We start from the raw sequence: 24,247 nt of genomic DNA, 5'->3' as shown, positions 1-24,247 counted from the left end.
CGGGCCGGTACGCCCGGGCATCGCGAGAGGCTGACGCCACGGGTACGCCCGGGCCGGTACGCCCTGTGCCGGTAAGCCCCGGGCCGGTACGCCCCGGGCATCGCGAGAGGCCGGGCCACCGGTACACCCCCGCCCGTCACCGCCTCGTCAGCCGGAAGAGCCTGATCTCGCGCTCCACCCGTGCCTGGTACGTCGCGTACGGCGGCCAGAACCCGAGCGCGGCCCGCCACGCGGCGGCCCGCTCCTCCCCCGCGAGCAGCTCCGCCCGCACCGGGATCGTCTCGCCGCGCCAACTCACCTCCACGTCGGGGTGTTTCAGCAGGTTCCCGGTCCACGCCGGGTGCCCGTCCCGCCCGAAGTTGGAGCCGATCAGGAGCCAGGTCCCGGCCGGCTCGGGCATGCACGCGAGCGGCGTGACCCGCGGCTGCCCCGACTTGGCGCCCTTCGCCGTGAGGATCAGCCCGGGCAGCATCTGGGCGCTGAGCAGCACCTTGCCGCGGGTCAGCCGGTGCACGGCCCGGTCCATCGCGGGGATGAAGTGCGGGGCGACCTTCGCGAACGTCCTCGTGGACGACACCTTCTGCATCAGACGTACGCCGACGGGCATCAGGCCGCCACCTCTCCGAAGAGTCCTGTCACCTGGGCGGCCCGCTCGCGCAGCCGCCGCGCGGGCCCGAAGAGCAGCTCGTCCGCCGTCGCCCGCTTGAAGTACAGATGCGCCTCGTGCTCCCAGGTGAAGCCGATGCCGCCGTGCAGCTGGATCGTCTCGCCGGCCACCGTCCGCAGCGCCTCCAGGGCGGCGGCGAGGGCGAGGGCGCCCGTTCCCGGTTCGCGGGCGGCTCCGTACGTCAGCGAGCGGGCCGCCTCCACCTGGACGTACAGGTCGGCGACCCGGTGCTTGACCGCCTGGAAGGAGCCGACGGGCCGCCCGAACTGTTCGCGGGAGCCGACGTACTCGACCGTGCGGTCCAGGGCGGCCTGCGCCGCGCCGACGGCCTCGGCCGCGAGCGCCACGGCCACCGACCGCCCGGTATCGGCGAGCGCCCCGAGCACGTCGACCGGCTCCTCGCCGAGCAACTCCGCCTCCACGTCCCGCAGTTGGATCGAGGCCTGGGAGCGGGTCGCGTCCAGGGCGGGCTGCCGTACGCGGACGAGTCCGGCGACCTCCGCCCGTACGAGGAAGAGCAGGGTCCGGCTGCGCGCGAAGCCGCCGGTGTGGGCGGCGACCAGGAGCAGCCCGGCGCTGTGCCCGTCGAGGACCTGGGTCGCCTCCCCGTACAGCTGCCAGCCGCCGTCCGCGGCCCGTGCCTGGACGCCGCCGGCCCGCCCGCCGCCCGCGACCCAGGAGCCGTTGTCGCCGGTCAGGCCGAGGGCGAGGGCCAGCGAGCCGCCGGGGACGGCGAGTGCACAGGTCAGGGAGCCGTCGGCGATGCGCGGCAGCAGGTCGGCGCGCTGCGGTCCGGTGCCGAGGGCGTGGATCAGGGGCGCGGCGAGGAGGGCGGTGGCGAGGAGCGGGGACGGGGCGAGGGCCCGGCCGGTCTCCTCGCAGGCGAGGGCGAGTTCGGCGGGGCCGCAGCCGACCCCTCCGTACTCCTCGGGCAGGGCGAGCCCGGGCAGTCCGAGGGTGCCGGACATCCGGTTCCACAGGTCGGTGTCGTACCCCTCGGGGGTGGCGACGGCGGCACGGACCTCGGCGGGCCCGGAGCGTTTGGCGAGCAGTTCGCGCAGGGTGCGGCGGATCTCGTCCTGCTCCGCGGTGAAGGCGGTGTCCATGGTGCTCCCCTCCGTATCTGACGGCCCGTCATGTTAGGGCGGACGGACCCAGAAACCCAGAGTCTGGAGCACGCGGAACCACAGGGGGACTCAGCAGACCTCCCCCGGCGCCTTCGCCGTAGCCCGCAGCAGATCCCGTACGAGGGTGAAGTCCACCCGCTCCGGGCGGCGGAAGCGCAGGCACCCCTTGCCCATGTCCTGGTCGGCGAGCCGCTCCTCGAAGCCCTCCCGGACGTCCGGACGCATCAAGTAGAAGGAGATGTACTGCTTCTGTGAGGCGAAGGCGATCTCCGGCTCCCCGCCCGGCCGCCGGTACGTCGGCATCCCCCACTCCATGGCCTCCTCGAAGCCGTGGAGTTCGGTGCGGCAGAGCTCGCGCAGCCGGACGAGCGCCGTGAGGCGGTCCGGGTCCAAGACCTCGGTGAGGTAGGTGTCGACGTCTTCGGCCATGCTTCGCACCATCTAGAGACTCCCTGTCGCTGTATCTGATGTACCGTCAGATTCATGCCCACCACTTCACGGAACCGCGACCGCGCCGGGCGACGCGTCGCCGTCGTCGGCATATCCCTCTCCGACTGCGGCCGGGTCGACGAGGCCACTCCCTACACTCTGCACGCCCAGGCCGCCCGCCGCGCCCTCGCGGACAGCGGCCTCGACCGCTCGGTGATCGACGGCCTCGCCTCGGCGGGGCTCGGCACCCTCGCCCCGGTCGAGGTCGCCGAGTACCTGGGGCTGCGGCCCCGCTGGGTGGACTCGACCGCCGTCGGCGGCGCCACCTGGGAGGTCATGGCCGCCCACGCGGCCGACGCCATCGCCGCGGGCCACGCCAACGCCGTCCTGCTCGTCTACGGCTCGACCGCCCGCGCCGACATCAAGGCCCGCCGCCGCACCTCGAACCTCTCCTTCGGGGCGCGCGGCCCGCTGCAGTTCGAGGTCCCCTACGGACACACCCTGATCTCCAAGTACGCGATGGCCGCCCGTCGCCATATGCACGAGTACGGGACGACCCTGGAGCAGCTCGCCGAGGTCGCCGTCCAGGCGCGGGCGAACGCGGCGCTCAACCCGGAGGCGATGTTCCGCGAGCCGATCACGGTCGACGAGGTGCTCGGCGGCCCGGTGATCGCGGACCCGTTCACCAAGCTGCACTGCTGCATCCGCAGCGACGGCGGCTGCGCGGTGCTGCTCGCGGCCGAGGAGTACGTACCGGACACGGCGAAGGCGCCCGTGTGGGTCCTCGGGACGGGCGAGCACGTCTCGCACACGACGATGTCGGAGTGGGAGGACTTCACGGTCTCCCCGGCGGCGGTCAGCGGCCGGCTCGCGTTCGAGCGCGCGGGCGTCACTCCGGCGGACATCGACCTCGCGGAGGTCTACGACGCCTTCACGTACATGACGCTGGTGACCCTTGAGGACCTGGGCTTCTGCGCGAAGGGCGAGGGCGGCGCGTTCGTCGAGGCGAAGGACCACCTCCCGGTGAACACGGACGGCGGCGGTCTCTCGGCCTGCCACCCGGGGATGCGGGGCCTGTTCCTGCTGGTGGAGGCGGTCCGCCAGCTACGCGGCGAGGCCCCGGGCCTCCAGGTCCGGCGCCCGGACGGCAGCCTCCCGGAGTTGGCGGTGGCGTCGGGGACGGGGGGCTGGTTCTGCTCGTCGGGAACGGTGGTACTGGCCCGCGGCTAACGACCGGTGACGGATCTATACATCCGTCATAGACAAGCGTGTAGGACACTCGTATAGTCATGGCTGCGGGGTCGACGCGACTCCGCACCCACGACCGCGATCACGCGACCAGGAGTCCTGCCATGACGCACGCACCCGCGAACCGAACGGTCCTCATCTCCGGCGCCTCCATCGCCGGCCCCGCCCTCGCCCTCCTCCTCCACCGCCACGGCTTCACCCCCACCGTCGTCGAACGCGCCCCCGAACTCCGCACCGGCGGCTACAAGGTCGACATCCGAGGCACCGCCATCGAGGTCTGCCGCCGCCTGGGCATCCTGGACGAAGTGCGAACCAACTCCACGGACATGGACGGCGGTTCGTACGTGGACGCGCAGGGCCGCACGATCGGCGAGCTGCCCGCGGAGATCTTCGGCGGGCGGACCGAGGGGGACGACGAGATCATGCGCGGCGACCTCGCCCGCATCCTGTACGAGCGGACCCGCGACGACGTCGAGTACGTCTTCGGCGACTCCATCGCGGCCCTCCACGACGACGGCGACGGCGTGGACGTCACCTTCGAGAGCGGCACCCGCCGCCGCTTCGACCTGGTGGTCGGCGCGGACGGCATGCACTCCAACACCCGGCGCCTCGCCTTCGGCGACGAACGGCGCTTCACCCGCTACCTGGGCGCGTACATCTCGATCTTCTCCGCCCCCAACCACCTGGGCCTCACCCGCTGGGAGACGTACCACGCCCGCCCGAAGAAGCTGATCTCCGTCTACAGCACGGCGGGCGAGCAGGCGCACACGGCAAAGAACCTCTTCGTCTTCTCCGCCCCCGACGAACTCTCCTACGACCGCCGGGACACGGCCGCGCAGAAGCGGCTGCTGGCGGAGGCCTTCGCGGGCGACGACTGGGAGATCCCGCGCCTGATCGCCGACGCGGCCGACGCCGACGACTTCTACTTCGACGCGATCGCCCTCGTCGAAATGGACCACTGGTCGAGCGGCCGCGTCGCCCTCATCGGCGACGCCGCCCACTGCACCTCCCCCGCCTCGGGCCAGGGCACCGGCCTCGCCCTCATAGGCGCCTACGTCCTCGCGGGCGAACTCGCGGCCGCCCACGGCGACCACCGCACGGCCTTCGCCGCGTACGAACGCGTGATGCGCCCGGGCGTCGAACTGAACCAGCGCTTCGCGGCCCGCTTCGCGAAGGAGATGACGGTCTCCTCCCGCTGGAAGATCGCCCTCCGCATGACCATGGTCCGCACCCTCCCCCGCACCCCCTGGAAGAACCTCATCGCGAGGAAGATCCGCACCGACATCCAGCACGCGGCGAACGCGGTCCCGCTGAAGGAGTACGCGGAGAGCAAGGCGCACGACGAGTCCACGGAGTACGCGGCCTAGGCTTCCGGCATGAACGACTTCGACCGCACCCTCCGCTCCCTCAAGGTCTGGGACACCACCCTCCCGGTCTTCGCGCCCGAGACCGCGCCCGTCGAGCCGCTGGCGCTCTTCCACGAGTGGTTCGTGGCCGCGGCCGAGGCGGGGCAGGTGGAGCCGCACACCATGTCGCTGGCGACCGTGGACGAGGGTGGGCGGCCCGATGTGCGGACCGTGATGCTGCACGGGGCCGACGCGCGGGGCTGGCACTTCGCCTCGCACGCCACCAGTGCCAAGGGCCGCCAGCTCGCCGCCCGCCCCGAGGCCGCGCTCGGGTTCTACTGGCCGGTCCAGGGCCGCCAGGTCCGGGTCAGGGGCCGGGTCTCGACCTCGCCGCGCGACGAGGCCTACGCCGATCTGCACGCCCGCACCACCGGGGCCCTGGCCTCCGCGCTCGTGGGGCGGCAGAGCGAGGTCCTTGACGACCTGGACACGCTGGCACGCGTGAGCCGGGCGGCCTGGGAACGGGCGGAGGCGGAGCCGGGGGCGCACGCCGAGAGCTGGACGCTGTACGTCCTGGAACCGGCCGAGGTCGAGTTCTTCCAGGGCGACGAGCGCAGGCGGCACGTACGGCTCCGGTACCGCAGGGACGCCGCCGGCTGGGCGCGGGAGCTGCTCTGGCCGTGACCGGGGGCCGGGGCGCACCATGAGAGGAGGAGGTGGGAGAACCATGGGTACGTACATGGATGTCCACCGGAACATGGTCGGGATCACCGCCGACGAGCTGAAGGAAGCGCACGCGGCGGACCAGTTGATCGAGAAGGACGAGGGCGTCCACTTCGAGAAGGCCTGGGCCGACCCGGAGTCCGGCACCGTCTACTGCCTGTCCCACGGGCCCTCGGCCGAGGCCGTCCAGCGCATTCACGCCCGTACGGGCCACGCCGCCGACGAGATACACGAAGTGACCCTCATGGTGTGACGGCCGCGTCCTCGCCCCCGTACATGCCCTCGACGTCGTCGGCGAAGTCGCGCAGCACCGCCGCGCGCCGCAGCTTCAGCGAGGGCGTCAGGTGGCCGCTCGCCTCGGACCACTCGGTGGTCAGGACGCGGAACGCGCGGATGGACTCGGCCCGGGAGACCAGCCGGTTGGCCTCGTCCACGGCGCGCTGGAGCACACCGAGGAGTTCCTCGTCGCGGGCGAGCTGCCGGATCGGGAGGTGGTCCTTCCTCCGCATCCGCCGCCAGTGGACGAGCCCCTCCTGGTCCAGGGTGAGCAGCGCGGTGATGTACGGGCGGTTGTCGCCGAGGACCAGGCACTGGCCGATCAGCGGGTGGGCGCGGAGCCAGTCCTCCAGCGGGGCGGGGGCGACGTTCTTGCCCGCCGAGGTGATGAGGATGTCCTTCTTCCGGCCGGTGATCCGCAGATAGCCGTCCTCGTCGAGCGCGCCCAGGTCGCCGGTGGGGAACCAGCCCTCGTCGTTGAAGGGCAGCGCCACCCCGCGCTGGGCGTCCCAGTAGCCGGCGAAGACGTGGCCGCCCTTGAGCCAGACCTCGCCGTCGTCCGCGATCCGTACCGCCGTCCCTGGCAGGGGCCGGCCGACCGTCCCGGTGCGGGGCCGCCGGGGCGGGGTGACGGTGGAGGCCGCGCAGGTCTCCGTGAGGCCGTACCCCTCGTAGACGTCGATCCCGGCGCCCGAGTAGAACTCGGAGAGGCGGGTGCCCAGCGGGGAGCCGCCGCAGATCACGTGCCGTACGCGGCCGCCGAGGGCGTCCCTGATCCGCCGGTAGACGAGCGGGTCGTACAGCGCGCGGGCCGCCCGCAGCCCGAGCGAGGGCTCGTCCTCGTGGCCGTACCGCTGGGCGACGCGCGCGGCGCGGTCGAAGGAGGAGGCCCGGCCACTCCGCTCCGCCGTCGCCCGGGCGGAGTTGTACACCTTCTCCAGGACGTACGGGATGGCCAGCAGGAACGTCGGCCGGAACCCGGCCAGGTCGGCGAGCAGGTCGCCGTTCTCGATGGACGGCGCGTGCCCGAGCCGCACCCGGGCCCGTACGCAGCCGATCGCGACCATCCGCCCGAAGACATGCGCGAGGGGCAGGAAGAGCAGGGTCGCGGGCGCCTCCTTGCTGAGCTCGCGGAACACCGGGTGCAGGAAGGCGATGGCGTTGTCGACCTCGGCGAAGAAGTTGCCGTGGGTCAGGGCGCAGCCCTTGGGGCGGCCAGTGGTGCCCGAGGTGTAGACGAGGGTGGCGAGGGTCTCGGGGCCGAGCAGCCCGCGCCGGGCGGTCACGGCCTCGTCGGGAACCCGCTCCCCGGCCCGCTTGAGCTGGTCGACGGCGCCGGCGTCGAGGACCCAGAGGTGCGCGAGCCCGGGCAGCCCGCGGCGCTCGGTGGAGACGAGCCGGCCCTGCGCGGGGTCCTCGACGACACAGGCGACGGCGCCGGAGTCCTGGAGGATCCAGCGGGTCTGGAAGGCGGAGGAGGTGGGGTAGACGGGGACGGTGACCAGGCCGGCGGCCCAGGCGGCGAAGTCGAGCAGCGTCCATTCGTAGGTGGTACGGGCCATCAGCGCGAGCCGGTCGCCGGGTTGCAGCCCCGCGGCGATCAACCCCTTGGCGGCGGCGTGGACTTCGGCGGCGAAGGCGGAGGCGGTGACGTCGCCCCAACCGCCGTCGGCGCGCTTGCGCCCGAAGACGACGGCTTCGGGCTCGACAGCCGCGTTGCCAAAGGGGACATCGGCGAGCGACCCGTGCGGGACCGGCGGGACGAGCGCCGGTACGGAGGCCTCCCGTACCGCTCCGGCGACGAGGGTGATCCGAGGCTGAGGCTCGATGACGGACACGTGCGACTCCTCGGCCTTCGGTAACTCCCGGTAAATCTAGGAGAGATCAGGGATCGGGGACAATCCCCGAGGGGACCACCGCTCACTCCGCATCAGATTGCCGAGCCCGGCCCACGCGAAGTTCATCAGCGTCGCCGCCGCCTCCCAGGCCGTCATCCCCGGCGTCTCGTTGGCCCAGCAGGCCAGCGACTCGGCGGCCCCGACGAGCGCCTGGGCGAGCCCCGCGACGTCCCGCTCGGCCAGCTCCGGATCGCGGTCCGTCGCGCGGTGGGTCTCCTGGGCGGCGGCCCCGATCAGCGTCCCCACGTACGCGACGATCTCGTCCCGCATCCGCCCCGCCTCACCGGCGAACGGCTCCCCGTGCGTCCGCGCCTGCCGGCTCAGCACCGCCCACCCGTCGGGGTGTTCGGCGGTGTGCGTGAAGAAGGCCAGCAGCCCCGCCCACAACTGCTCCTCGGCCGGCTCCGCCGCATCGACCCCACCCACCACGGCGGCGAGCAGCGCCTGCGCCTCGCGCCGGATGCAGGCGGTGAAAAGCTCTTCCTTGGAGTTCAAGTACAAGTAGACCAACGGCTTGGAGACCCCGGCGAGTTCGGCGATCTCGTCCATCGACGCGGCCTGATACCCCAGCCGCCCGAAGGCCCGCACGGCGGCATCCATCATCTGCCGCTCCCGCACCTCCCGAGGCATCCGCTTCCCCTTCACCCCACCCACAACGACCGCCGCCTTCCCGCCCTGCCCACCGACTCCGGGGAGAGCCTATGTGCACCGCCACGGACCGCGGGAACGCGTGATGCCCATGCCCCCGAGGGGACATGGGCATCACGGGCGTGCGGGTGAGGGTCAGGCGGCGACGGCCACCGACTCGCGGGTGCTCTCGCGCTCGTCGACCGGGGAGGACGACGCGGAGTTGTACGCGTCGAGGTCGAGGATCTTCTCGCGGGCGGCGACGACGACCGGGACCAGAGCCTGGCCGGCGACGTTCGTGGCCGTGCGCATCATGTCCAGGATCGGGTCGATGGCCATCAGCAGGCCGACGCCCTCCAGGGGGAGGCCCAGGGTGGAGAGGGTCAGGGTCAGCATGACCGTGGCGCCCGTCAGGCCGGCCGTGGCGGCCGAGCCGACGACCGAGACGAAGGCGATCAGGAGGTAGTCCTGGATGCCCAGCTGGACGTCGAAGATCTGCGCGATGAAGATCGCGGCGAGCGCCGGGTAGATCGCGGCGCAGCCGTCCATCTTCGTGGTGGCGCCGAACGGCACGGCGAAGGAGGCGTACTCCTTCGGGACGCCGAGGCGCTCGGTGACCTTCTGGGTGACCGGCATCGTGCCGACCGAGGAGCGGGAGACGAAGGCCAGCTGGATGGCCGGCCAGGCGCCCTTGAAGAACTGGATCGGGTTGACCTTGGCGACCGTCGCGAGCAGCAGCGGGTAGACGCCGAACATCACGAGGGCCGAGCCGATGTAGACGTCGGCGGTGAAGGTCGCGTACTTGCCGATCAGCTCCCAGCCGTAGTCGGCGATGGCGAAGCCGATGAGGCCGACGGTGCCGATCGGGGCGAGGCGGATGACCCACCACAGGGCCTTCTGGAGGAGCTCCAGGACCGACTCGGAGAGAGCCAGGATCGGCTTGGCGCGGTCGCCGAGCTTGAGCGCGGCGACGCCGGCGACGGCGGCCATGAAGACGATCTGGAGGACGTTCAGCTCGGTGAACGGGGTGATGACGTCCGTCGGGATGATCCCGGTCAGGAAGTCGATCCAGGTGCCCTCGCGCTTCGGCAGCTTGCCGTCCTGCGGGGTGAGGCCGGTACCGGCGCCCGGGTTGGTGAGCAGGCCGATCGCGAGGCCGATGCCGACCGCGATGAGCGAGGTGATCATGAACCAGACGAGGGTCTGCGCGGCAAGCCGGGCCGCGTTGTTGACCTTCCGGAGGTTGGTGATCGACACCAGGATCGCGAAGAAGACGAGCGGGGCGACGGCCAGCTTCAGGAGCTGGACGAAGATGTCGCCGACCTGGCCGAGGGTGTCCTTCAGCCAGCTGATGTCCTGGCTACGGGCGAGCCAGCCGAGCAGGACGCCGAGCACGAGACCGGCGACGATCTGGGCCCAGAAGGGGATCTTGGGTATTCGGGAGGAAGTCGGGGACTTCGTCTCGGGCGTGGACGCGGACGCGGACACAGACACACTCCAGCGATGCGTATCGGGGAAATACGGGGACGGGGGTGCGGTACACACGCGTGCAGGCGGTACCGCTGCATGATGCCGGGGTCAGAGCTCGCGGCAACAGACCGCGGACATACAGCGGCACAGATCGACATGCAGGCGCGCCACGAGCGGGGTGCTCACGGCATCGAGGGGGCGCACTGCTGTCTTCATGGCAGGTACGTTAACACTTGAACTTTGAGAACCTCAAAGCCATTCTTTGAGGCCCTCAGAACCCTCCCGGACCTCCGAAACACAGAAAACCCCGGCCAGGAGCCTTCGAAGCTCCCGATCGGGGTGTCTGTGCGGTGTTTGTACTGTGATGAAACTTACCCGGGCCTTACCCGGGTTCGCACCCAGGTCTTACGCGTCCTCGCGCGACCGGTTCTCCGCCAGGCGGTCCTTCGCCCGGTCCACCTTCGCCACGATCTGCTCGGACATCGCGTCCCGCTGGCCCCGCAGCAGGACGAAGCTGAGGGGCGCGGAGATCACGATGGAGAGGATCAGCACCCAGAGCAGGTTGGAGTCGCCGAGGCCGCGCGGCAGCACGCCGAGGCGGACGAGCCCGACCAGCACGAGGAAGCACCCGGCGAAGATGCCGAGGCGCATGAGGGTGTAGCGGAGGGTCGCAGCGCCCGTCCCGTTCGCGGCCACGACGGCCCCTTTCTCTGTCTGTGTCAGTTCGCCCGTCCAGTGAAGCACGGGACGAAGGGGATCAATTCAGCGGGAGCAGCATGATGATGTCGTCCCGGTCGTCGCCCTCGGCCACCCGGATCGCGCCGGGCACCCGCCCGACCTCCTTGTAGCCGCAGGAGGCGTAGAAGCGGTCGGCGCCCGTGCCGCCCCGGCAGGTGAGCCGGATCGCGTCGATCCCGTCGAAGCCCCGCACCGCGTCCTCGACGGCGGCCATGAGGTCGCGGCCGTACCCCTTGCCCTGGTGGGAGGGGTGGACCATGACCGTGTAGAGCCAGACCCAGTGCTTCATCAGCCGGTGCGTGTTGTACGCGACGAAGGTGGTGGCGGCGACGGTGCCGTCCTCCCCGTACCCGACGACGAGCCGCATCCGGCCCTCGGCCATGGCGGCGAGGTGCTTGACCAGCTCGGGCCGGACCTCGTCCGCGGTCACCGGCGGGACGAAGCCGACGGCTCCGCCCGCGTTGGAGACGTCCGCCCACAGGCGCAGGACGCCGTCCCGTACCTCAGGGGTGATCGAGGGGTCGAGTTCGAACCTCAGGGACATCGGTCGGTGCCTCAGAGCCGCATCGGCTGGGGCGACTCGCGGCGGTCCGCCTCCGGGCCCGGGTACTCGCGGATGATCTCGTACCGCGTGTTCCGCTCCACCGGGCGGAAGCCGGCGTCCCGGATCAGTTCGAGCAGGTCCTCGCGGCCCAGCTTGTTCGGCGTGCCGTAGTTGTCGGCGTCGTGCGTGATCTTGTACTCGACGACCGAGCCGTCCATGTCGTCGGCGCCGTGCTGGAGCGCGAGCTGGGCGGTCTGGACGCCGTGCATGACCCAGAAGACCTTGACGTGCGGCACGTTGTCGAAGAGGAGGCGGGAGACGGCGAAGGTCTTGAGGGCCTCCGCGCCGGTCGCCATCTTCGTGCGCGCCTGGAGCTTGTTGCGGACCTTGCCGTCCTGCATGTCCACGAAGTCGTGCTGGTAGCGCAGCGGGATGAAGACCTGGAAGCCGCCGGTCTCGTCCTGGAGCTCACGCAGTCGCAGCACGTGGTCGACGCGGTGCCGGGGCTCCTCGATGTGCCCGTACAGCATGGTCGAGGGGGTCTTGAGCCCCTTCTCGTGCGCGAGGCGGTGGATCCGGGACCAGTCCTCCCAGTGGGTGCGGTGGTCCACGATGTGCTGGCGGACCTCCCAGTCGAAGATCTCCGCGCCGCCGCCGGTGAGGGACTCCAGGCCGGCCTCGATGAGCTCGTCGAGGATGTCGGAGGCCGACATGCCCGAGATGGTCTCGAAGTGGTGGATCTCGGTGGCGGTGAACGCCTTCAGCGAGACGTTCGGGAGCGCCTTCTTCAGCTCGGAGAGCGAGCGCGGGTAGTAGCGCCAGGGCAGGTTGGGGTGGAGCCCGTTGACGATGTGCAGCTCGGTGAGGTTCTCGTTCTCCATCGCCTTGGCGAGGCGGACGGCCTCCTCGATGCGCATCGTGTACGCGTCCTTCTCGCCCGGCTTGCGCTGGAACGAGCAGTACGCGCAGGACGCGGTGCACACGTTCGTCATGTTGAGGTGGCGGTTGACGTTGAAGTGGACGACGTCACCGTTCTTGCGGGTCCGGACCTCGTGGGCCAGGCCGCCGAGCCAGGCCAGGTCGTCGGACGCGTACAGAGCGATGCCGTCCTCGCGGCTCAGCCGCTCTCCGGAACGGACCTTCTGCTCCAGCTCGCGCTTGAGTCCCGCGTCCATGCGGCCGCCTCCCATGTCTGACGATTTCAGGCTCCACCCACCGTACTCTCAGCCCTCCTCGGGCAGATCCCCGACCCGGTTCTCCCACTTGGTGGAGAGCACGATCGTCGTACGGGTACGGGAGACGCCCTTGGTGCCGGAGAGGCGGCGGATCGTCTTCTCCAGGCCGTCGACGTCGCCGACGCGGACCTTGAGCATGAAGGAGTCGTCGCCCGCGATGAACCAGCAGTCCTCGATCTCGGCGAGGTCCTTCAGACGGCGGGCCACGTCCTCGTGGTCGGCGGCGTCGGAGAGGGAGATGCCGATGAGCGCGGTGACACCGAGGCCGAGCGAGGCGGCGTCGACCGTCGCGCGGTAGCCGGTGATGACGCCGGCCACCTCCAGACGGTTGATGCGGTCGGTGACGGAGGGGCCGGAGAGCCCGACGAGCCGGCCGAGTTCGGCGTACGAAGCGCGGCCGTTCTCGCGCAGAGCCTGGATGAGCTGCCTGTCCACGGCGTCCATAGGTATGAAGCCTTCCATTGTCCAGCGATACCGCGAGTTTAGGTATAGAATCTAAGGCACACAGGGGTCGACACCCTGTGAATCTTTCAATTGAACAAAGACGATCTTTCAGGAGTGGTGTTCACCGTGTACACGATCGAGATGGCCTACGCCCGTATGCGCGAGCTGCAGGACCTGGCCGACCGCTCGCGTGCCCACCAGCCGTCCCGCGCCACCCGGCGCGCCGAGAAGAAGCGCACCGCGAAGAAGCGCTGATCACGGCCCTAATCCCCCCGAGGGGCAGCCGCTCCACCGAGCTCCCCCTCCCAACGGCGGTACAGCCGGTGCGGCACCCCTGCCGCGTCGAGCACCCGCCCCGCGACGAAGTCCACCAGATCCTGGATGTGCGTCGCCCCCGCGTAGAACGCCGGCGAGGCGGGCAGCACCACTGCGCCCGCCTCGTCCAGCGCGACCAGGTGCTTCAGCGTCTGCCCGTTCAGCGGGGTCTCCCGCACCGCGACCACCAGCGGCCGCCGCTCCTTGAGCGTCACGCTCGCCGCCCGCTGCAGCAGGTCCTTCGAAAGCCCCAGCGCCACGCCCGCCACCGAGGCGGTGGACGCGGGCACGATCAGCATCCCCTTCACCGGGTACGAGCCGCTGCTCGGCCCGGCGGCCAGGTCACCGGCCGCCCAGTACCGCACGTCGTCGATTTGGGGCGCGAACGTCCCCGGCTTCCCGTCGGCGCCCCGCGCCAGCCAGGTCGCCAGGTCCTCGCGCCAGTGCGCGTCCCGGAAGGCGATCCCGGTCTCGTCGAGCAGCGTCAGCCGCGACGCCCGCGAGACGACCAGGTCGACGCTCTCCCCCGCCGCGAGCAGCCCCCTCAGCACGGCGGCGGCATACGGCGTCCCCGACGCCCCTGACACCCCGACCACCCAGGGACGACGCTGCTGTTCCTCTACTACCGGCTCCACGCGCTCCACGCCGCCGAGCCTATCCGGCCGCCCGGCAGGAGAACTCCGCACGGGGTCCCGTACGTTCTCCCCTACACAGGGTTCGGACCGCAGGGGGATGGTCATGTCAGACATCGAGACGACGGAGTGGCGTACGTCCGACCGGGCGAAGGCCGCGGTACAGCTCATGGCGGGCTGGGTGGCCCTGCTGTGGGTGCTCGAAGGCGTCGACCACGCGACGGGCCACGCGCTCGACGAGTACGGCATCATCGCCCGCGACCCGGACAGCCTCGGCGGGATCCTCGCCGCGCCGTTCCTGCACTTCGGCTTCGGACACGTCGCCGCCAACAGCGTCCCGCTGCTCGTCCTCGGCTTCGTCGCGGCGCTCGGCGGCATCCGCCGCTTCCTCGCCGTCTGCGGGCTGATCATCCTGGCCGACGGCGTCGGCGTCTGGCTGATCTCCCCCTCGAACTCGATCACCGCGGGCGCGTCCGGCCTGGTCTTCGGCCTCTTCGGCTACCTCGTGGTCCGCGGCTTCGTGGAGCGCAAGCTCCTCGCCATCGCCGTGGGGCTCACGCTCGCCGCGCTCTGGGGCGGCGCCGTCCTCGCCGGCATCTCCCCCACGAACACGACCGTCAGCTGGCAGGGCCACCTCGTCGGCCTGGCAGCTGGTGTGGGCGCGGCGTTCCTCTTCCGGCCGGCGGCCAAGGACGGGCGGGCAGCCCTGACGGGGTGACCAGCCGGCCAAGGGCAGGCAGGCAGCCCTGACGGGGTGACCAGCCGGCCAAGGACGGGCGGGCAGCCCTGACGGGGTGACCGTGCGGTCGAGCGAGAGTGCCCCGGCTCTGCCCTCAGGGGCCTCGACCGGTCGACCGTCTCCCGAGAAGACTGCGGTGGCGCACATCATGACGTCACCCCTTCCGGAGCGGCCATGTTCACTCACCGAGACCGCGGATCGGCCGAGGCCACGCACGGCCACGGCTCCGGGCACGAGCAGCGGACACCCGCAGCCCCGGAGCACGCCCATCACTCCGGGCACCATCACCCCGGGCACCCCGGACACCTCACGCCCGCGGCCCTCCAGGCCATCCAGCGCAGCCACGGGAACGCGGCGGCCGTCCGCGCGCTCGGCCGGCAGGACGCGACCCAGCCCGCCCCCCAGTTCGCGATCCAGCGGGCCGGCTCCGGAGACGGGCAGGCGAGCGCACCGGCGGGCGAGCAGGCCCCTCAGACGCGGTACCGGATCCAGATCCAGACGGCGAAGAACAGCCGCACCCACCACCTCGACTACTGGGCGAACCTCGCCCTCGGTCACGCCTGGGTCGCCCTCTACAGGGACGAGGGCGGAACGGAGACCTGGAAGTCGTACGGTTTCTTCCCCGCCGAGGAGGTCGCGCACGACAAGCCCTTCAGGTCGGTGAAGGGTCAGGTCAGGAGGAACCACGATCACCCTGACCAGGCGTCCTCCAAGCTCACCGCGGAGCTCACGGAGGAGCAGTACAACAAGGCGCGGGAGTTCATCCGGTCGAACGAGAGCCGCTCCTACAACCTGGCCACGTTCAACTGCACCACCTTCGCCCGCTCGGTCTTCCAGGCCGCGACGGGCGAGTCCGCCCCCGGCCTCGGTCTCCCGCTCCTGGAGAACCCGAACACACTGCAGGACTCGATCAAGCGGCGCAACGACAAGAAGGGCGCTCCGCGCAAGGGCGAGAACATCACCGCGGACGTGGGCTCGAACTCGGACTACGACTCGGACAGCAGCAGCGGCAGCAGCAGTGGCGGCGGCAACTGGGGCGATCCGCTGGGCGGCCTCCGGCCGATAGACCCCGCGACCCCGGACCCGGCCGCGGTCCCGGCCCCGCCGCCGGCCCGACCGGCCGCACCGGCCCGCCCGCGCTTCGAGATCGACTGAGCGGGCCGGGTGGGGCGAGAGGCTCTAGACCGTCAGCCCCCGCACCACCAGGTCGATCAGGGCGCACAGGAAGAGCGAGATGCCGATGAAACCGTTCGTCGTGAAGAACGCGCGGTTGAGGCGGGACAGGTCGTGGGGCTTGACGATCGTGTGCTCGTAGCAGAACGCGGCGACCACGATCACCAGGCCGACCCAGAAGAACGTTCCGGCGTCGGTGGCGAGGGCGTACCAGACCAGCAGGCCCGTCGTGACGACCGCCGAGCCCCGCGCGCCCCAGAGCGCCGCCGGGACGCCGAAGCGGGCGGGGACCGACATGACGCCCTCGGCGCGGTCGGCCTGGACGTCCTGGCAGGCGAAGATCAGGTCGAAGCCGCCGATCCAGATCCCGACCGCGAGGCCGAGGATCACCGCGCCCCAGGACCACTCCCCGGTGACCGCGAGCCAGGCCCCGATGGGCCCTATGGCCTGCGCGAGTCCGAGGATCGCGTGCGGGAAGTTCGTGAACCTCTTCCCGTACGGGTAGACCACCATCGGCACAACGGCGAGCGGCGCGAGCGCCAGGCAGAGCGGGTTGAGCAGCGCCGCCGCCCCGAGGAACACGACGACGGCGATCCCCGCCCCCGTCCACGCGGAGCGCACCGACACCGCGCCGGTCACCAGCTCGCGGCCGGCCGTTCGCGGGTTACGGGCGTCGATCTCCCGGTCGATGATCCGGTTGCAGGCCATCGCGAAGGTCCGCAGCCCCACCATGCAGATGGTGACGAGGAGCAGCTTCGCCCAGTGGATGTTCTTGTCCAGCTGGAACATCGCGGTCAGCGAGGCGATGTACGCGAACGGCAGCGCGAACACCGAGTGCTCGATCATCACCAGGCGCAGGAACGCCTTCGTACGCCCCGGCCGGGCGCCGGGTACGGCCGCGGTGGTCACAGGCCGTACTCCTTCCAGCGGCGGTCCACGAGGGCCGCCGTCGCCGGGTCCGACTCCACCATGTCCGGCCAGCCGCCGTCCCGGGTGTAGCCCTCCTCGGGGAGCTTCTTCGTCGCGTCGATGCCGGCCTTGCCGCCCCAGAACTGCTGGTACGAGGAGTGGTCGAGGTGGTCCACCGGCCCCTCGACGACGGTCAGGTCGCGGGAGTAGTCGGTGTTGCCGAGCGCCCGCCAGGACACCTCGTGCAGGTCGTGGACGTCGCAGTCCTTGTCCACCACGATGATCAGCTTCGTCAGCGACATCATGTGCGCGCCCCAGATGGCGTGCATGACCTTCTGCGCGTGCTTCGGGTACTTCTTGTCGATCGAGACGATCGCGCAGTTGTGGAAGCCGCCCGACTCGGGCAGGTGGTAGTCCACGATGTCCGGCACGATGATCTTCAGAAGCGGCAGGAAGAACCGCTCCGTAGCCCGCCCGAGCGGACCGTCCTCGGTCGGCGGGCGCCCCACCACGATCGACTGGAGCAGCGGCCGCTTCCGCATGGTGACGCAGTCGATCTTCAGCGCCGGGAAGGGCTCCTGCGGCGTGTAGAACCCGGTGTGGTCGCCGAACGGCCCCTCCGGGAGCATCTCGCCCGGCTCGAGCCAGCCCTCGATGACGACCTCGGCGTGCGCGGGCACCTGCAGCGGCACGGTCTTGCAGTCGACCATCTCGATGCGCTTGCCCTGCACGAAGCCCGCGAACAGGTACTCGTCGATGTCGCCGGGCAGCGGCGCCGTCGACGCGTACGTCACGGCGGGCGGACACCCGAAGGCGATGGCGACCGGCAGTCGCTCGCCCTTCGCCGCGGCCACCGCGTAGTGGTTCCGGCTGTCCTTGTGGATCTGCCAGTGCATGCCGATGGTGCGCTTGTCGTGCCGCTGGAGCCGGTAGAGCCCGAGGTTCCGCACACCCGTCTCCGGGTGCTTGGTGTGGGTGAGCCCCAGGTTGAAGAAGGAGCCGCCGTCCTTGGGCCAGGTGAAGAGCGCGGGCAGCATGTCCAGGTCGACGTCGTCGCCGGTGAGGACCACCTCCTGCACGGGGGCGTTCTCGGCCTTCACCTTCTTCGGCGGCACGTGGACCATCGAGCCCAGCTTGCCGAAGGCCTCCCGTACGCCGACGAAGCCCTGCGGCAGCTCGGGCTTGAGCAGCCCGCCGATCTTGTCGGAGATGTCCTCGTACGACTTCAGCCCCAGGGCCTTGAGAAGCCGCCGGTCGGTGCCGAAGACGTTCATCGCGAGCGGCATGGCGGAGCCCTTGACGTTCTCGAAGAGAAGCGCGGGACCCCCCGCCTTGTTCACCCGGTCGACGATCTCCCCGACCTCCAGGTACGGATCGACTTCGGCCTTGATGCGCTTGAGGTCGCCTTCGCGCTCCAGCGCCCTGAGCAGCGAGCGGAGATCGTCGTAAGCCATAGGGGCAAGTATCGGTCACCGGCTAGGCTTGACCTGTCACCGGGGCCGACGAAACGTTCCCCGCCACTGTTTCCAGGGGGCTGTCCCACATGCTCAGGGCGCTGATGTTCATCCTGCCGCTGGCGCTGACGATCTACGCCTTCATCGACTGCCTCAACACCCCCGAGGACGAGGCCAAGCACCTGCCGAAGGTCGTCTGGGTCATCATCATCCTGCTGTTCTGGATCGTCGGCCCGGTGGTGTGGTTCGTGGCGGGCAAGAAGCGCAAGGCCCCGGCCGGCGGCCGTACGCAGCGCTCCGAGTGGGTCGCGCCGGACGACAACCCCGAGTTCCTGAAGTCCATCCGCGAGGAGAAGGGGAAGGACGAGTCCCTCCCCGAGGAGGACCTCAAGAAGCGCGACCAGGGCGAGGCCCCGGACAAGGACAGGGACAAGGACAAGGACTGATGGAGCTGAAGCTCCTGGTCACGTTCGAGAAGGTCTCCACGGTCCTCTCCTTCACCCGCGCAGCGACGGAACTGCGGTACGCCCAGTCCAGCGTGACCAGCCAGATCCGCGCCCTGGAGTCCTCACTGGGCGTGGAACTCTTCGAGCGTCTCGGCAGCCACATCCGCCTCACGGAGGCGGGCGAGCGCCTGGTCCCGTACGCCCGCCGGATCATCGAGCTGACGGAGGAAGCGAGGACGGCGGTAGCGGAAACGGACGTACCGGCGGGAACGATCGCGATCGGCACGATGGAGTCACTGACGTCATACCGTCTGCCACCCTTGTTGGAGCTCTTCCACCACCGCTACCCGAAGGTCCAGCTGTCGCTGCGGACCACGCTCGGCGACGAGACGAGGCAGGCGCTGCGCCAGGGGACGTACGACATCGGTTTCCTGATGGAGCCGGACACGGAGCACGCGGGCCTGGAGAGCGAGATCCTGGCGCCGGAGCCCCTGGCCCTGGTCGCCTCCCCCCGTCACCCTTTGGCGACCCGTACGTCCCTGACTCCGGCGGACCTGGCGGCGACCCAGCTGGTGGGCACCGAGCCGGGCTGCCCGTACCGCGACCTGTTCGAGGCGGCGCTCAGCGAGTGGTCCCCGCCGTTCATGGAGTTCGGCACGATCGAGGCGACGAAGCGGGGCGTGGCGAGCGGCCTGGGCATCGCCCTGGTCCCCAGGATCACGGTGGCCGAGGAACTGTCGACCGGGGTGCTGGTGGAGCTGGACTGGAAGGTCCCGTTCACGCTCTTCACGCAGATCGCGTGGAGGAGGGGGAAGCGGCTTCCGGCGCATGTGCGCCTGTTCGTGGAGCAGGCGCGGCGACTGGTGTCGGAGCAGACCCCGCGGGCTTCGCAAGCGTGACCCGCAGACTGGCGAGAACGATCAGCGGCACCCCAAGGGCCTGCACGACCCCGATGTGATGCCCGTACACGGCCCAGTCGGCGACCATGGCGACGGCGGGGTAGGTGAAGGCGAGCACGGCGATCTTGGCGGTGGGCAGCTTCTGGTAAGCGGCGTACATCAACACATACATAACCCCGGTGTGAATAACCCCAAGCCCAACAAGCCAACCCCACCGGCTTCCAATCTGGCCGCCCTCCCCGAACTCGACGAAGGGGAGCAACAACGGCAGCCCGACAAGAACCTGGACGAGGGCGATGAGGTGGGGCCGTACGCCGCTGACGCGCTTGGTGACAATGGTCGACAGCGCGTAGAGCACGGCGGCGGAGAGGGCGAGCCCGAGCCCCTTGAGGGAAGCGGTGTCCCCGGGCCGTATGCCGGACACGAGCACGAGCCCGACGAAGGCGACCCCGAGCCAGCCGAACTTGGCGGCGGTGATCCGCTCCCGGAAGAGGGCGGCGCCGAGGACCACCAGGAAGAACGGCTGGGTGTGGTAGACGACGGTGGCGAAGGAGATCGAGGTCGCCTCGTAGGCCTCGAAGAGGAACACCCAGTTGAAGACGATGAACACGCCCCCGAGCGCGGCCATCCCCAACTTCCTCGCCGTGAACCCGTGCCCGCGGAAGTACCCCCGCACGAGGCTGTACACCCCGAGGGCGACGGCCCCGAAGAGGCACCGGAAGAACACCACGGTGAAGGGCGAGGCCCCGGACTCGACGACGAAGATGCCGAGGGTGCCGGAGAGCACCATGGCAAGGGTCAGTTCGACGGTGCCCCTGGCCTGCGTCCCACTCTCGTTTCTCATGCCCCCGACGCTACGAACGGCCCCGCCGGCAGGTCCACGAGCCAGCGGGGCGTCCTCCCGATGGCGCCATCGGCCCGGCCGATGGGCCTCAGTTGTTGGAGCCCACGGTGTTGTCGTGCCCGGCGTTGAACACGTCGTCCTGCGCGAACTGGAACCAGTCGCCGAACACGATGGTGTGCGAGGCCTCCGGCTCGAAGTTGACGAACACGTCAGCACTCGCGACACCGGCAGTACCGAAGACGATGGCACCGGCGGCGAGGGCGGTCAGCAGGGAACGCATGGCAGAGACCTCTCGATAGAACGACGGACAACTCGGCAAGCTAAATCCACCCGCCACCCGCGTCCCGCACACCTGGCCGGTACGGCCCTGGGCTTCAGCCGATCGGCGGCAACGACCCCTGGCCGCCCGACCGGCGCGGGAGGGGGCCGGGGCCCGGCCCACGCACGCCGAGACCGCCGCCTTCCGGACGGCCAACAGCCCACGGCGACGACGCTACGAGCGGGGCCGGGACCGGCCCACGAGCCGGCGGGGGCGACGCGGCAGGCACGACCGAGTCCGGCGGCGCCAGCCATTCCCTGCCCCCGCGCTCGGGCCACAGGAACGCCGAGACGCTCACCGCGTCGGCGATCTCCGGGGTCACCCACCAGGCGTCCCCCGCGCGGTCGCGGTGCGGACCGTCGTGTCCCACGGCGAGTACGCAGACCGAGCCCGCGCACACCGCGCGCATCACCTCCACGACGGCGATCACGGGCCGCCGCGCGCCACATCGGCTCACCGGGCACCCCTCGCGTGGATGTTCCGCTGGTCGAGGTCGACCCCGACCGTCGCCAGCCACAACGCCCGGCGGCGCCTGCGCTGTACGTACGGCCGCTCCAGTGGCGATTGGGCGCCGTCGAGGAGCATCGTCTGCTCCTGGGCGTAGGGAGAGCGGCGGGTGGGGGCGCGGTGGCGCGGCGCGGCGCGCTGTGGCGTCGGGCGGGGTCGAGTCGCCGGACGCGGGCGGTGCCTCCCTGTGGGCGGCAGGGTCAGGACGAGCAGCCAGAGAAGGACCGGCATCCAGGTCCGGCCCAGCAGGCGCGCGATAGGGTTCCGCACGTCATCAACTCCCTTAGCAGTTGGCGGCCATGCCCCGGGAGGTCTAGCCACCTCGCCGGGGTCTTCGTGTCACATGAGCCTACGAGGCATGTATAGCTCTGCATAGCTCACCAGTGGTTCGCACAGGTCTTCGATGCTTACGTTGGTCGGGTGACCGACCGCAACCAGATCCCCGAGTTCGACCCGCAAGGCCCGCAGCTGGTGTACGTCGCGGTGGCCGACCACATCGCCGCCCGGATAGCGGCCGGTGAGTTGAGTCCAGGCGCCCGACTGCCGGCCGAGCGAGACCTCGCGGAGGAGTACGGCGTCGCTTACCTCACGGTCCGTCGCGCAGCCCGGGTCCTGCGCGAGCGGGGCCTGATCCTGACCGTCCACGGCAAGGGCACGTTCGTCGCCGATCCACTCCCGGCGGACGAGGGTCAGGAACAGGTGTGACGACCGCAGGCCCTACCTACCGGCCTGTTCCGGACAGACCTCGATGAAGGCGCGGACCAGGCCGCGGACGTAGTACGCGAGGAATCCGAGGCTGACACTGCGTGATCGTTGACTGATCGTCACCGTTCCCGGCAAGGGCTCTTGCGTTCTGCCCACCGCCGGGCAGAACGGCCCCGGGACGGAGGCCTGAGGAGAGGCTCTCGGGCCGAACGCCGACGCGAGCTTCTGGCGGGGCCGCCCTCTCTCCGAGAGTCGCACCTTCCACCGCCGCGTCAAGGGCGCTCCCTGCGGTCGCGTCGCTCCGCGATGGCCTACGGCCACCCTTGACCCGGCGCCTCCAGGCGCGAAAACACTCTCGGAGGGCGCCCCGGGGGCGTGGCCACGGGGGAGGCCGGGGATCGCTCCGGTGACGGGACCGGCCTGCGGCCCGGTGGGTGGGGGGCCGGGCATCGCTCCGGCCGGACGGGTCCCTCCCGCCCGGTGGGTGGGGGGCCGGGCATCGCTCCGGCCGGACGAGTCCCTCCCGCCCGGTGGGTGGGGGCTCGGTTCGCGGCGGGGGCAGGTGAGTTAGTGCCGGTCGGTCCAGAGTGCGCGGCAGTGGCATGGGGCGGTGGCGGCCCCTGCTCAGCGACTGACGCCGGGCGGGCGGCCGGGCTTCAGGCCTGGCTGGTCACTGAGCGTTCGGGTGCCCGTGAAGGTGAGCTCGGAGAGAGTGGGCGATTTGGTCTGCCTGGCCAGCCGTTACGCGCTCCTGCTCTGGTCGCCGAAGCAGCTCGAAAATGCCCGGCCCGCGATGCTCGGGTTGCAGATCTGCCATGCGCGGAACGATGTGGAAGTGCACATGCGCGAAGCCTTCTGCTTCCGCGAATTGGACGACGTAGGTCTTGGCGCAACCAGTCAGGTTTCGGAGAGCGCGGGAGAGCTTGACCTGCCACCCCCCTAGGGCAGCTGCCTCTGTGTCGGTGAGGTCATGAACCGCGGCAACGTGGCGCCGAGGCAGCAGCACCAGCCAGCCGGGCACTGCGGTGTTGAAGGCGTGGACAACCCGCCAGTGCTGGTCATATGCGACGCACTCGCGTGGGGGAAGGTCGTCGAATTCTGCTTCCTTGCTGCATACGTAGCAGTCGGGAGTGGTCATGAACTGGGATCGTAGAGCTGTCGCACTGCGAATCGCCTGTCGTCCTCCGAAGGCCGACACGACGGCCATCCCGTCACTCACGCCAAGGCGGGTCGGGGCGGGAAGGGCCCCGTGGCTTCGTCGATGTCTCGTGACAGCCCTTGTGCATGGGTTCCGGCGGCAGTTGGTGATCAGCTCGCCCTGGGTTGCTGATGAGAAATGACGGCACAGCAGGTTGCCTCGCGCGCCGCGTCGAGCACGCGCTGTGCCTGGATGAGGGCCTCTGTGGGGTTCGTGCATCGCGAAGGAGAGCGAGCCGGCCATTCGGGGTTTGACGCCTCACCCGTGCTGACGATGGGAGGACTCACCGACCAAGTCCGGTGAGTCCGTCGCCCAGGATGCTGGCGCCCAGAACGAGGAGCACGATCACGGTGATCACGGTGCTGTTGGTGATCATGAATTGCCTGACACTGTCAAGGAACGACGCCGCGCGCGGACCGCCGAAGAGATGGATGATGACGGCGCCGAGGACGGTGCAGGAGCCGACGAGAACGAAGACAATGACGGCCAGAGTGAGATCGCCGTTGTGAGCCCCCGCTTCGACGATCGACGTGGTGGCCGAGGCCGTCAGGACGAGGTTCTTCGGGTTGGCGCCCGACAGCAGCGCGCCGAGGAGCAGCGCCCGCCGGGCCGAGACGTCATCGAGTGATGCCATCCAGCGTGGCGTCTCGGTCTCGGTGCCGGCACCTGGACGCTGCCACCATTTGCGCGCCCCCAGCACGATGAGGGCGACTCCGGCGAGTACCCGTCCCCAGTCTGCGATCGCTGACGAAGGGCTTTCGGGGTCGTCGGCTCCACCGAGCACGACCACGACGAGCGTTGCCACGGTTCCGAGCCCGGCGATCCACCCGGCCGTGAACAGCAGGCCGTTGCGCCGGCCCTGTCGGCCGGCCAGGATCAGCACGATCCCGATCAGAGGGAAAGGGCTGAGGGCGACCGCGAGCGCCGCCGGCAGCACGGCTCCAATTGCCTGGATCAACACCGGTTCCCCTTCCAAACTCCATGCCCAGGACGCTGCGCAGCGCCCTCCCGGGACCGTACCGAGCGCACCATCTGGCGCATGACCAGCACCTTTCGCCAAGAGCATCCCGATGCTGCCCTGGCAAGAGCCACCCTGCCTCCCGAACTCGTCAACATCACCCGCCCGTGGATCGGGGCGCCTCCCAAGCCCATCGACAAGTGACGTCACTAATGCTCGACAAAGCCAGGCCCCGGGTTCGCCGCTCAGGTGCATGTTTCTCCCCCAAGTCGCCACCAGTGCCCGAATTGCCCGCTCCTAGCTGCTGTTCACATGGTGATGCGCGCAGTTCGGGGCAGTTGAGACACCACACGCGGGCCCATGCCTTCCCTTGGCCG

29 protein-coding genes are annotated in these 24,247 nt (G+C 70.4%); 11 read left to right on the top strand and 18 right to left on the bottom strand.

Annotated features, from left to right (window positions below; translation table 11 throughout):
- Window positions 1-136 precede the first annotated feature (136 nt).
- The 3 genes from ACFWRO_RS24510 to ACFWRO_RS24500 all read right to left on the bottom strand — a co-directional run bounded on the left by ACFWRO_RS24510 (window position 137) and on the right by ACFWRO_RS24500 (window position 2,235).
- Window positions 137-607, bottom strand: a complete 471-nt coding sequence (locus tag ACFWRO_RS24510) for a nitroreductase family deazaflavin-dependent oxidoreductase (RefSeq protein ID WP_384513245.1) — start codon at window positions 605-607, stop codon at window positions 137-139.
- Window positions 607-1,773 (bottom strand): acyl-CoA dehydrogenase family protein, encoded by a 1,167-nt coding sequence (locus ACFWRO_RS24505; RefSeq protein ID WP_384513244.1) that lies wholly within the window; start codon window positions 1,771-1,773, stop codon window positions 607-609. The genes ACFWRO_RS24510 and ACFWRO_RS24505 overlap by 1 nt, the downstream gene beginning before the upstream one ends.
- 90 nt (window positions 1,774-1,863) lie before the next feature.
- On the bottom strand, window positions 1,864-2,235 hold the full coding sequence (locus ACFWRO_RS24500) for a DUF1801 domain-containing protein (RefSeq protein ID WP_384513242.1): 372 nt from the start codon (window positions 2,233-2,235) through the stop codon (window positions 1,864-1,866).
- A gap of 42 nt (window positions 2,236-2,277) precedes the next feature.
- Between ACFWRO_RS24500 and ACFWRO_RS24495 the strand changes: the two genes are divergently transcribed.
- The 4 genes from ACFWRO_RS24495 to ACFWRO_RS24480 all read left to right on the top strand — a co-directional run bounded on the left by ACFWRO_RS24495 (window position 2,278) and on the right by ACFWRO_RS24480 (window position 5,793).
- On the top strand, window positions 2,278-3,453 hold the full coding sequence (locus ACFWRO_RS24495; RefSeq protein ID WP_384513241.1) for an acetyl-CoA acetyltransferase: 1,176 nt from the start codon (window positions 2,278-2,280) through the stop codon (window positions 3,451-3,453).
- A gap of 122 nt (window positions 3,454-3,575) precedes the next feature.
- Window positions 3,576-4,838, top strand: coding sequence for an FAD-dependent monooxygenase (locus ACFWRO_RS24490; protein WP_384513240.1), 1,263 nt, complete (start codon window positions 3,576-3,578; stop codon window positions 4,836-4,838).
- A 9-nt stretch (window positions 4,839-4,847) separates the two neighbouring features.
- Complete coding sequence (locus ACFWRO_RS24485; protein WP_384513238.1) at window positions 4,848-5,501, top strand: pyridoxal 5'-phosphate synthase; 654 nt, start codon at window positions 4,848-4,850, stop codon at window positions 5,499-5,501.
- Window positions 5,502-5,544: 43 nt separating this feature from the next.
- Window positions 5,545-5,793 carry an SCO4226 family nickel-binding protein gene (locus tag ACFWRO_RS24480; protein WP_384513236.1) on the top strand — a complete coding sequence of 83 codons (249 nt, stop codon included), beginning with the start codon at window positions 5,545-5,547 and terminating at the stop codon, window positions 5,791-5,793.
- Here ACFWRO_RS24480 and ACFWRO_RS24475 read toward each other — a convergent pair.
- The 7 genes from ACFWRO_RS24475 to ACFWRO_RS24445 all read right to left on the bottom strand — a co-directional run bounded on the left by ACFWRO_RS24475 (window position 5,783) and on the right by ACFWRO_RS24445 (window position 12,772).
- Window positions 5,783-7,654: an AMP-dependent synthetase/ligase gene (locus tag ACFWRO_RS24475; protein WP_384513235.1), complete on the bottom strand. Its 1,872-nt coding sequence runs from the start codon at window positions 7,652-7,654 to the stop codon at window positions 5,783-5,785. The genes ACFWRO_RS24480 and ACFWRO_RS24475 overlap by 11 nt on opposite strands.
- A 36-nt stretch (window positions 7,655-7,690) precedes the next feature.
- The gene (locus ACFWRO_RS24470; RefSeq protein WP_384513234.1) at window positions 7,691-8,368 is read right to left on the bottom strand and encodes a TetR/AcrR family transcriptional regulator; all 678 of its coding nucleotides are present in this window, start codon (window positions 8,366-8,368) and stop codon (window positions 7,691-7,693) included.
- A 129-nt stretch (window positions 8,369-8,497) separates the two neighbouring features.
- Window positions 8,498-9,829, bottom strand: a complete 1,332-nt coding sequence (locus tag ACFWRO_RS24465) for a dicarboxylate/amino acid:cation symporter (RefSeq protein WP_384513233.1) — start codon at window positions 9,827-9,829, stop codon at window positions 8,498-8,500.
- 387 nt (window positions 9,830-10,216) lie between these two features.
- The gene (locus ACFWRO_RS24460) at window positions 10,217-10,507 is read right to left on the bottom strand and encodes a DUF4229 domain-containing protein (protein WP_384513232.1); all 291 of its coding nucleotides are present in this window, start codon (window positions 10,505-10,507) and stop codon (window positions 10,217-10,219) included.
- Window positions 10,508-10,568: 61 nt separating this feature from the next.
- Window positions 10,569-11,093: a GNAT family N-acetyltransferase gene (locus ACFWRO_RS24455; protein ID WP_384513230.1), complete on the bottom strand. Its 525-nt coding sequence runs from the start codon at window positions 11,091-11,093 to the stop codon at window positions 10,569-10,571.
- Between the two features lie 11 nt (window positions 11,094-11,104).
- Entirely contained in the window at window positions 11,105-12,268 is a 1,164-nt protein-coding gene (gene mqnE, locus ACFWRO_RS24450) for an aminofutalosine synthase MqnE (RefSeq protein ID WP_384513228.1), read from the bottom strand.
- Between the two features lie 48 nt (window positions 12,269-12,316).
- Window positions 12,317-12,772: an Lrp/AsnC family transcriptional regulator gene (locus tag ACFWRO_RS24445; RefSeq protein WP_376403111.1), complete on the bottom strand. Its 456-nt coding sequence runs from the start codon at window positions 12,770-12,772 to the stop codon at window positions 12,317-12,319.
- A 126-nt stretch (window positions 12,773-12,898) separates the two neighbouring features.
- On the opposite strand from ACFWRO_RS24445, the gene ACFWRO_RS24440 reads away from it, so the two are divergent.
- On the top strand, window positions 12,899-13,027 hold the full coding sequence (locus ACFWRO_RS24440; protein WP_384513294.1) for a hypothetical protein: 129 nt from the start codon (window positions 12,899-12,901) through the stop codon (window positions 13,025-13,027).
- Between the two features lie 8 nt (window positions 13,028-13,035).
- Here the strand turns inward: ACFWRO_RS24440 and ACFWRO_RS24435 are convergent, their stop codons facing one another.
- A complete protein-coding gene (locus ACFWRO_RS24435) occupies window positions 13,036-13,722 on the bottom strand; it encodes a UbiX family flavin prenyltransferase (RefSeq protein WP_384513290.1) in 687 nt (228 codons plus the stop codon).
- Between the two features lie 103 nt (window positions 13,723-13,825).
- Between ACFWRO_RS24435 and ACFWRO_RS24430 the strand changes: the two genes are divergently transcribed.
- Window positions 13,826-14,437 (top strand): rhomboid family intramembrane serine protease, encoded by a 612-nt coding sequence (locus ACFWRO_RS24430; protein WP_384513226.1) that lies wholly within the window; start codon window positions 13,826-13,828, stop codon window positions 14,435-14,437.
- A gap of 195 nt (window positions 14,438-14,632) precedes the next feature.
- Entirely contained in the window at window positions 14,633-15,613 is a 981-nt protein-coding gene (locus ACFWRO_RS24425) for a hypothetical protein (RefSeq protein ID WP_384513224.1), read from the top strand.
- 24 nt (window positions 15,614-15,637) lie between these two features.
- Here the strand turns inward: ACFWRO_RS24425 and mqnP are convergent, their stop codons facing one another.
- A complete protein-coding gene (mqnP, locus tag ACFWRO_RS24420) occupies window positions 15,638-16,540 on the bottom strand; it encodes a menaquinone biosynthesis prenyltransferase MqnP (RefSeq protein ID WP_384513221.1) in 903 nt (300 codons plus the stop codon).
- Window positions 16,537-17,994 carry a menaquinone biosynthesis decarboxylase gene (locus tag ACFWRO_RS24415; protein ID WP_384513219.1) on the bottom strand — a complete coding sequence of 486 codons (1,458 nt, stop codon included), beginning with the start codon at window positions 17,992-17,994 and terminating at the stop codon, window positions 16,537-16,539. The genes mqnP and ACFWRO_RS24415 overlap by 4 nt, the downstream gene beginning before the upstream one ends.
- A gap of 89 nt (window positions 17,995-18,083) precedes the next feature.
- Between ACFWRO_RS24415 and ACFWRO_RS24410 the strand changes: the two genes are divergently transcribed.
- The gene (locus ACFWRO_RS24410) at window positions 18,084-18,440 is read left to right on the top strand and encodes a PLD nuclease N-terminal domain-containing protein (RefSeq protein WP_384513217.1); all 357 of its coding nucleotides are present in this window, start codon (window positions 18,084-18,086) and stop codon (window positions 18,438-18,440) included.
- Entirely contained in the window at window positions 18,440-19,339 is a 900-nt protein-coding gene (locus ACFWRO_RS24405; protein WP_384513215.1) for a LysR family transcriptional regulator, read from the top strand. The genes ACFWRO_RS24410 and ACFWRO_RS24405 overlap by 1 nt, the downstream gene beginning before the upstream one ends.
- Here ACFWRO_RS24405 and ACFWRO_RS24400 read toward each other — a convergent pair.
- From ACFWRO_RS24400 to ACFWRO_RS24390, 3 genes are all read right to left on the bottom strand, one after another.
- Window positions 19,227-20,183 (bottom strand): DMT family transporter, encoded by a 957-nt coding sequence (locus ACFWRO_RS24400; protein WP_384513213.1) that lies wholly within the window; start codon window positions 20,181-20,183, stop codon window positions 19,227-19,229. The two genes, ACFWRO_RS24405 and ACFWRO_RS24400, sit on opposite strands and share 113 nt — an antisense overlap.
- A gap of 88 nt (window positions 20,184-20,271) precedes the next feature.
- Entirely contained in the window at window positions 20,272-20,463 is a 192-nt protein-coding gene (locus tag ACFWRO_RS24395; protein ID WP_384513212.1) for a hypothetical protein, read from the bottom strand.
- Window positions 20,464-20,955: 492 nt separating this feature from the next.
- Window positions 20,956-21,279, bottom strand: coding sequence for a hypothetical protein (locus tag ACFWRO_RS24390; protein ID WP_384513210.1), 324 nt, complete (start codon window positions 21,277-21,279; stop codon window positions 20,956-20,958).
- A gap of 150 nt (window positions 21,280-21,429) precedes the next feature.
- Between ACFWRO_RS24390 and ACFWRO_RS24385 the strand changes: the two genes are divergently transcribed.
- Complete coding sequence (locus ACFWRO_RS24385; RefSeq protein ID WP_384513208.1) at window positions 21,430-21,714, top strand: GntR family transcriptional regulator; 285 nt, start codon at window positions 21,430-21,432, stop codon at window positions 21,712-21,714.
- A gap of 670 nt (window positions 21,715-22,384) precedes the next feature.
- Here ACFWRO_RS24385 and ACFWRO_RS24380 read toward each other — a convergent pair.
- Both ACFWRO_RS24380 and ACFWRO_RS24375 read right to left on the bottom strand, forming a co-directional pair.
- Entirely contained in the window at window positions 22,385-22,852 is a 468-nt protein-coding gene (locus tag ACFWRO_RS24380; RefSeq protein ID WP_384513206.1) for an HIT family protein, read from the bottom strand.
- 343 nt (window positions 22,853-23,195) lie between these two features.
- Complete coding sequence (locus tag ACFWRO_RS24375) at window positions 23,196-23,873, bottom strand: GAP family protein (protein ID WP_384513205.1); 678 nt, start codon at window positions 23,871-23,873, stop codon at window positions 23,196-23,198.
- A gap of 78 nt (window positions 23,874-23,951) precedes the next feature.
- Here ACFWRO_RS24375 and ACFWRO_RS24370 point away from each other — a divergent pair, with 78 nt between their 5' ends.
- Window positions 23,952-24,074, top strand: a complete 123-nt coding sequence (locus ACFWRO_RS24370; protein WP_384513203.1) for a hypothetical protein — start codon at window positions 23,952-23,954, stop codon at window positions 24,072-24,074.
- The last annotated feature ends 173 nt before the right edge of the window (window positions 24,075-24,247 follow it).

The sequence above is a fragment of the Streptomyces sp. NPDC058579 genome, assembly GCF_042718575.1.
GTDB lineage: Bacteria > Actinomycetota > Actinomycetes > Streptomycetales > Streptomycetaceae > Streptomyces.
This window is presented reverse-complemented; position numbering and strand designations above follow the sequence as displayed.